Origin of the sequence: Mesorhizobium sp. M7A.F.Ca.ET.027.02.1.1, assembly GCF_004022985.1 — a bacterium.
GTDB lineage: Bacteria > Pseudomonadota > Alphaproteobacteria > Rhizobiales > Rhizobiaceae > Mesorhizobium.
In genome coordinates this window covers 1-7,205 of record NZ_RZOL01000322.1, presented here as the reverse complement: position 1 = coordinate 7,205, position 7,205 = coordinate 1, and the positions used below count along the sequence as shown (strand labels likewise).

The 7,205-nt window shown below is 62.2% G+C and carries 7 protein-coding genes and 1 pseudogene; 6 read left to right on the top strand and 2 right to left on the bottom strand.

All coding sequences use genetic code 11. The features are described from left to right. A pseudogene (locus EN749_RS26750) lies at nucleotides 1-194 on the top strand (IclR family transcriptional regulator); the annotation flags it as partial. A gap of 21 nt (nucleotides 195-215) precedes the next feature. Here EN749_RS26750 and EN749_RS26745 read toward each other — a convergent pair. Beyond that, nucleotides 216-419, bottom strand: coding sequence for a DUF465 domain-containing protein (locus EN749_RS26745; protein WP_013529216.1), 204 nt, complete (start codon nucleotides 417-419; stop codon nucleotides 216-218). Nucleotides 420-658: 239 nt separating this feature from the next. Between EN749_RS26745 and EN749_RS26740 the strand changes: the two genes are divergently transcribed. From EN749_RS26740 to EN749_RS26720, 5 genes are all read left to right on the top strand, one after another. Continuing rightward, a complete protein-coding gene (locus EN749_RS26740) occupies nucleotides 659-838 on the top strand; it encodes a YdcH family protein (protein ID WP_013529217.1) in 180 nt (59 codons plus the stop codon). 334 nt (nucleotides 839-1,172) lie between these two features. Then, nucleotides 1,173-2,423 carry a flavodoxin-dependent (E)-4-hydroxy-3-methylbut-2-enyl-diphosphate synthase gene (ispG, locus tag EN749_RS26735; RefSeq protein ID WP_164873938.1) on the top strand — a complete coding sequence of 417 codons (1,251 nt, stop codon included), beginning with the start codon at nucleotides 1,173-1,175 and terminating at the stop codon, nucleotides 2,421-2,423. Nucleotides 2,424-2,428: 5 nt separating this feature from the next. Beyond that, the gene (locus EN749_RS26730) at nucleotides 2,429-3,283 is read left to right on the top strand and encodes a lytic transglycosylase domain-containing protein (protein ID WP_127809063.1); all 855 of its coding nucleotides are present in this window, start codon (nucleotides 2,429-2,431) and stop codon (nucleotides 3,281-3,283) included. Between the two features lie 136 nt (nucleotides 3,284-3,419). After that, on the top strand, nucleotides 3,420-4,184 hold the full coding sequence (locus EN749_RS26725) for a Stf0 family sulfotransferase (protein ID WP_127397034.1): 765 nt from the start codon (nucleotides 3,420-3,422) through the stop codon (nucleotides 4,182-4,184). 47 nt (nucleotides 4,185-4,231) lie between these two features. Further along, nucleotides 4,232-4,981 carry a class I SAM-dependent methyltransferase gene (locus EN749_RS26720; protein ID WP_127809065.1) on the top strand — a complete coding sequence of 250 codons (750 nt, stop codon included), beginning with the start codon at nucleotides 4,232-4,234 and terminating at the stop codon, nucleotides 4,979-4,981. 16 nt (nucleotides 4,982-4,997) lie between these two features. Here EN749_RS26720 and EN749_RS26715 read toward each other — a convergent pair. Then, nucleotides 4,998-7,205: response regulator (locus tag EN749_RS26715; RefSeq protein ID WP_128364296.1), on the bottom strand; the 2,208-nt coding region annotated here is incomplete at its 5' end.

Here is a 7,205-nt window from a genome sequence, read left to right as displayed (position 1 = left end):
TCACCGGCTATTGCGTCACTTCGGGCCTTGTCGATGCCTATACCAAGTGCCTTGCCGCGCCGGTGTTTTCAGCGCCGGGCAAGGTCGAGGCGACGATGTGCCTGGTGGTCCCCATCGATACATCCGAGGGGCGGACCGGCGAACTTATCGGCCTGCTGCGTGATCGTGCCGCGAAGCTTTCGATCGCCGGGTAGCGCGAGCGAGCGAACGCCAACTCACGCAATGATGTCGGGAATGATCTTGTCTTCCAGCGCCATCAGCCGGTCCTTCAGGAACAGCTTCTTCTTCTTCATGCGCTGGATCTGCAGCGGATCGCAGGCCATGGCGATCATCGCGTTGATGGCCGCATCGAAATCGGCGTGTTCCTGCTTCAGGCGGGAAAATTCTAGGCGAATATCGGCCTGTTCCTGATCGGACATTCTCTACCGTCTGCACGTCTGCGGCGCCCAAAACTGGGCCTGATTGGGCGGGACCGGGTGTTTTGTCACCGGCGTGCAGCCCATATCACATTTCAAGGTGTCGTGGAATGCTACCACGGATCATTCGACATCGCGGCCGGATGGTGGCACAGTGTCATTGTGCCGTCACAGAAGCGAACCTGCGGTGGACGCGCCGTGACGGTTGCAATCGAGGAAAACCATGAAAGGGAGAACCAATCATGTCTCTTGCATCCCATCTTGATGAGTTGCAGCGGAAACACGGCGACATCGAACGTGAAATCGATGACGCGATGAATCATCCATCGGTCGACGACCTCGAAATCGTGAATCTCAAGCGACGCAAGCTGGCACTCAAGGACGAGATTGAAAAACTAAGAGGCAAACCGACCACGCATTGACGCCCTCCTGACATAGCCGCCCAATATCCGCGGCCTCTTTTCCCGGCGGCGCCCCGCCGCCGGCGTGGAGGGTTTTGATTTTCCAGCACCGGTCTGTCAGCCGAAGCTGGACTTGCACCCGGCTCAATCTCCGCTTCGATCGTCGCCCGTTTCGCCAGATCGTCGATTGTTTCTGGTCGCCGGCGGCGGGCGATTCCGGCCAGTGGCGACCTGTCGCCATTGACAAGCCATCTTTGCTCCTCCACCTCATGCCCGGACCTCAGCGCATCGGCCCGGGGCGTCGTTGTGCGTCCATGCAGGACACAAGATGCTCCAGAGACAAAAGGCTGCCGGCATGACCGGATATTTTTCCTCTCCTTTCCCCCGCCGCACGTCGGTCAGCGTCGATGTCGGCGGCGTGGTCGTCGGCGGCGGTGCGCCCGTTATCGTCCAATCGATGACAAACACCGATACGGCCGATATCGACCAGACGGTTGCGCAGGTCGCAGCGCTGCACCGGGCCGGCTCGGAGATCGTGCGCATCACCGTCGATCGCGACGAGAGTGCCGCCGCCGTGCCGCGCATTCATGAGCGGCTTCAGCGGCTCGGCATCAACGTGCCGCTGGTCGGCGATTTCCACTATATCGGCCACAAGCTTTTGGCCGATCATCCGGCCTGCGCCGAGGCGCTGGCCAAATACCGCATCAATCCGGGCAATGTCGGCTTCAAGGACAAGAAGGACCGCCAGTTCGCCGATATCGTCGAGATGGCGATCAGGCACGACAAGCCGGTGCGCATCGGTGTCAACTGGGGCTCGCTCGACCAGGAGCTTTTGACCCGGCTGATGGACGACAACCAGGACAAGGGTTTTCCGCTGACGGCCCAGGAGGTGATGCGCGAGGCGATCGTGCAGTCGGCGATCCTGTCGGCCGAGATGGCGGAAGAGATCGGCCTTGGCCGCGAAAAAATCATCCTGTCGGCCAAGGTCAGCGGCGTGCAGGACCTGATAGCCGTCTATACCGAACTCGCCACCCGCTCCAACCACGCGCTGCATCTCGGCCTGACCGAAGCCGGCATGGGCTCGAAGGGCATCGTCGCTTCGTCGGCCGCCATGGGCATCCTGCTCCAGCAAGGCATCGGCGACACCATCCGCATCTCGCTGACACCGGAGCCGAACGGCGACCGCACGCGCGAGGTGCAGGTGTCGCAGGAATTGCTGCAAACCATGGGGTTCAGACAGTTCGTGCCGATTGTTGCCGCTTGCCCCGGCTGCGGCCGCACCACCTCCACCGTGTTCCAGGAACTCGCCCAGAACATCCAGGCCGATCTCAGGAAGAACATGCCCGTGTGGCGCGACAAATACCCCGGCGTCGAGAACCTCAAGGTCGCGGTGATGGGTTGCATCGTCAACGGCCCCGGCGAGTCCAAGCATGCCGATATCGGCATTTCGCTGCCCGGCACGGGCGAAATGCCGACGGCGCCTGTCTTCGTCGACGGCAAAAAGGCGGCGACGCTGCGCGGGCCGTCGATCGCCGCGGATTTCGAGAAAATGGTCGCCGACTATATCGAGCAACGGTTCGGTCGCGGCAAGGCCGCGGCCGAGTAGAACCGATGCAGCGTTTCCTTTGGGCAGCGCTGATCCTGCTGTACGGGCTGACCTGGTCGACCCTTGTGCAGGCCGATCCGCCGCAATCCGCCAAGCAGCGGCTGATCGACAAGGTCTGCAATCTGATCCAGGCGAATGCCGACCAGAACGGCCTGTCCAGGGATTTCTTCGCCCGGCTGATCTGGAAGGAAAGCCGTTTCGATCCCAACGCCGTCAGTCCGGTCGGTGCCGAAGGCATTGCCCAGTTCATGCCGGGCACCGCCAAGATGCGCGGGCTTGCCAATTCCTTCGACATCAACCAGGCGATCCCGGCTTCGGCCAGATATCTCGCCGAAATGAAAACCGGCTATGGCAATCTCGGCCTGGCGGCCGCCGCCTACAATGCCGGCGAGAGCCGGGTGTCGCGCTGGCTCAGCTCCGGCGGTTTCCTGCCGATGGAAACCGAAAGCTATGTCTTAGACATCATGGGCGAACCAGCCGACAAGTTCACCGACCGGGCCTATGCTGGAAAGGTCGAGCCGCTCGACGCAAAGACGGAGTTTGCCGTCGCTTGCCGAAAACTGCCGGTGATCATGTCGCGGACGGTGGCCATGGCTTCGATCAACATAAAGCCATGGGGCATCCAGGTGGCCGGCAATTTTCGCCGCAGCGCCGCGATCAACCAGTGGGTCAGGGTAAGGAGCCGGTTCCCGGCCCTACTCAACGGGCATGATCCGGTGGTCAGCCGGGTGCGCACGCCGATCGGCCGGCGCGGCATCTACGCGGTCAGGATCGGTGTCGACCGCCGCGCCGATGCCAACGTTATTTGCCAGAAATTGCAAAGTGTCGGTGGGGCGTGCGTGGTGGTGCGCAACCGGTAAATTTGGCCGCTGCAGGCATGGTGTTTGTCCGAGAGAGGCATTTAAAAGCGATAGCCGTGACGTCGCATCCAGCAAAGATTTCAGCTATAGCGGCCGCCATCCTTACTGGGCGGCGGCCCTGTCTTTGACGAGCAGCATGGGTCTCAACATGTTCGATGGATACATCATCTGCGGCACGCCGAGGACCGGAAGCACGCTGCTGTGCAAGCTTCTGGCATCCACGAAGACGACTGGCGATCCGCACTCATTCTATCGGCGGCAGGATGTGCTGGAGTGGGCTGAAGAGTGGAAGCTGCCCGATCGCGACACGATGAGTGAGCTCGACTTCAATGTCGCCTATCTCAACGCGGCGATGGCTGCGGGCAAGGGTGGGACCGGCCTCTTCGGCCTTCGCTTAATGCGCGAAAATCTGGATGAACTCTCGGCAACCCTCGACCGGATTTTTCCAAAACTGCCGTCCGACAGAGCGCGTCTTGAAAAGGCCTTTGGCCGCGTCCTCTACATACACCTCTCGCGGGAGAACAAGCTCGCGCAGGCTGTCTCCCTGATCAAGGCGGAGCAGACCGGTCTTTGGCATATCGCTCCCGACGGCACCGAGATCGAAAGGGTCGCACCGCCGAAAGAGCCCCAATATGATTTCGAGCGGATCAAACGAGAGGTCACGGAACTCGAGACCTATGATGCGGCATGGAACATTTGGTTCGCTGAGCAAGGCATAACCCCGCTTCGGGTTGGCTACGAGCGCCTTTCGAGCAATCCGGCGGCGACGTTGCTAGGCATCTGTGAAGTTTTGGATGTCCGAGCACCAGACGCCGAAGATATAAGCCCCGGCGTTGCAAAGCTCGCTGACGCGACAAGCCTCGACTGGATGCGTCGCTATCGCCTGGACGCGGCGGCCTGACGCATTGATGGGCCGCAGCTGGAAATTTGGAGTATAGGCGGAGAACTATGACCGACCCTATCTACAGCGATCCTGACTTCGTCCAGTTCTATGATATTGAGAACCAAAGCGGCCGCGCCGATTTTGAATACTGTATCGGTCTTGCCGTAAATCGCGGCTCGGTCCTCGATCTCGGCTGTGGCACTGGCCAACTGGCTGCCGAACTTGCCGATGGGCATAGTGTCACTGGCGTTGACCCGGCATCGGCGATGCTCGACGTCGCGCGGCGCAGGGCCGGCGGCGACAGGGTCGACTGGGTCGAGGCTGACGCGCGTACTGTTCGGCTCGGGCGGCGTTTCGATCTGGTCCTGCTCACCGGGCATGCGTTCCAGGTTTTCTTGACAGGCGAGGATCAGATGGCGGTGCTGGGCACCATCACTGAGCATCTCGCTCCTGGCGGGCTCTTCATTTTCGACACACGAAATCCCGCCGAGGAGGAATGGCTGGAATGGACGCCGCAGCGCTCCGAACGGGCGGTTACGCATCCCGACCTCGGCACGGTCAAAGCCTGGTATGATGCCGGACACGATGCCGCTACCGGCATCGTCACCTACTCGACCTTCTATGACATTCCGGGCGGTAGACCTGTTCTGGGCGCCGAATCCAAGATCGCGTTCCCCAAGAAGGAAGATCTTGCGCGGATGCTGGACGAGGCTGGCCTGTTGGTCGAGCAGTGGCTGGGTGACTGGCAGGGCACGCCTTATGGCGTGACCTCGCCGGAAATCATCCCGATCGGCCGGTTGCGCCGATCGGCCTGACCAATAGGGCCGGCTTTTACGCCGTCTTGGCCACCACCGTCTCGCTGAGCCATGTGCCGATCTTGGTGCCCAGGCGGTCGGGCGAAACGGGCTTCGGCAGATAGTCGTCCATGCCAGATTCGATGCACTTGTCGCGATCGCCCTTCAGCGCGTGCGCGGTGACGCCGATGATCGGGATGTGGGCGCCCGTCGAGACCTCCATCGCCCGGATGGCGCGGGTCGCCTCATAGCCGTTCATTTCGGGCATCGAAACGTCCATCAGGATCAGCTTGGGGCGCAGCGCCCGGTACATTTCGACCGCCGTGCGGCCATTGCCGGCGATGCGGTAGCTCAAGCCCAACCCATTGAGGATCTGGCCGAAGACCAACTGGTTCACGTCATTGTCCTCGGCAATGAGGATGTCGATCGGTCCGTTCGGCGCGGTTGTCAATTCCGGCGCTGCCGTGACCGGCATTGCCGGGCCGCGGATGACAGTGAAGGCGGGCGGCGCTGCCAGGGAAGCCTGCACAATCGGTTCACGGACGAACCGCGCCTTGCCGACCTGCGAACGGGCCTTCTGAATCACCGAGATGACGGTGCCGAGCAGCACCGCGGAGCGCGCCGGTTTGGTCAGATGCGCGGCAATGCCGAAGTCGATGATCATCTTACCGAAATCGACCTGGTCGACCGAGGTCAGGATAACGATCGGGATGGCCGACAGGCGGCTGTCGGAAGCAATGGCTCTGGCGACGTCGGCGCCGTTCATTCCCGGCATCTGGTAGTCGAGGATGATGCAGTCGACAGCGGCGCCCAACTGAAAGGCGCGGTCGAGGAAGGCCAGCCCAACCGCGCCGCTTTCGGCGGCGGCGCAATCGAAGCTCCAGCTTCTGAGCTGCTCGAGCAGGATTTCGCGGTTGACCGGATTGTCATCGATGACCAGCACGCGCGCGCCGGTGACGTCGACCGGCACGATCTCGTCGCGCGCCGCGGCCTGATGCGCGGGCAGCGGCACCGCGAACCAGAACACCGAGCCGCGGCCGATCTCGCTTTCGACGCCGATCTTGCCTGCCATCAGGTCGACGAGGCGGGCGGCGATGGCCAAGCCAAGCCCCGTGCCTTCATGACGGCGGGTGGACGAGCCGTCCACCTGCGCGAATTTTTCGAACACGTTCTGCAGTTTCTCGGCCGGTATGCCGATGCCGGTGTCCTCGACGCGGATCTTGAGTTGGACCACGTCGTTGACGATTTCGCCGCCGACATCGATCAGCACATGACCCTTTTCGGTGAACTTCACGGCATTGCCGAGCAGGTTGGTGATGATCTGCCGGAACCGGCCGGCGTCGCCGACGACATGGGCCGGCAGGCGCGGGTCGACACGCACGATCAGTTCAAGGTTCTTTTCGGCGACGCGCGCCGAGACCAGCGTCGCCACATCCTCGACCGCCTCGGAAAGGCGGAAGGGAGCAGGGTCGAGAGTGAGTTGCCCGGCATTGATCTTGGAGAAATCGAGGATGTCGTTGATGATGGTGAGCAGCGCGTTGCCGGATTTGACGATGACGTCGGTGAAGGTCTTCTGGCGCGGGGTCAGATCGGTCTTGGCCAGCAGTTCGGCCATGCCGAGCACACCGTTCATCGGCGTGCGGATTTCGTGGCTCATATTGGCCAGGAATTCGGATTTGGCGCGGTCGGCGGCCTCGGCCTTGAACAGGGATTCCGCGGATTCGGCAAAGGCGCGGCGGATTGCCACTTCCATCGGGCGGAAGATCCAGAAGGCGACGATGGCAAGTGCCGCGAACAGGATGCCGCTCGCCCACAGCAGCAGCCTGTCGCTTGAGGCATCGGCCAGGTGGCGCTCATCATCCATGGCGGTGCGGACGCGGACCAGCATCGGCTGGGCGAACAGGTCGTTCTGGTTGCGGATTTCGCGATAGCTCCACTCGTCGACCTTTTGCGCCATCGACATCAGGTTGAAATTGCGCACCATGTCGCGCGGCGACCAGAACAGATCGCCGTTGACGGAAGCGGACTGGAGTTCGTTGACGGTCTTGATCGACAGCCGTGGCTTGATCGCCGCAAGCTGGGCGGTCAGCGTCTCGATCTCGCCGGTCAGGCGCTCCGAATGGCCGCGCGCCGATGTGGTCAGGGCATCGCGTGTCTCCGCCCGCCAGGCGGTGCCGGTGGTCTCGGCGAAGCTGGTCGCGTTGCGCAGGTCGCGGGTGAAGATGACGAGGTTGCTGCTCAGCGC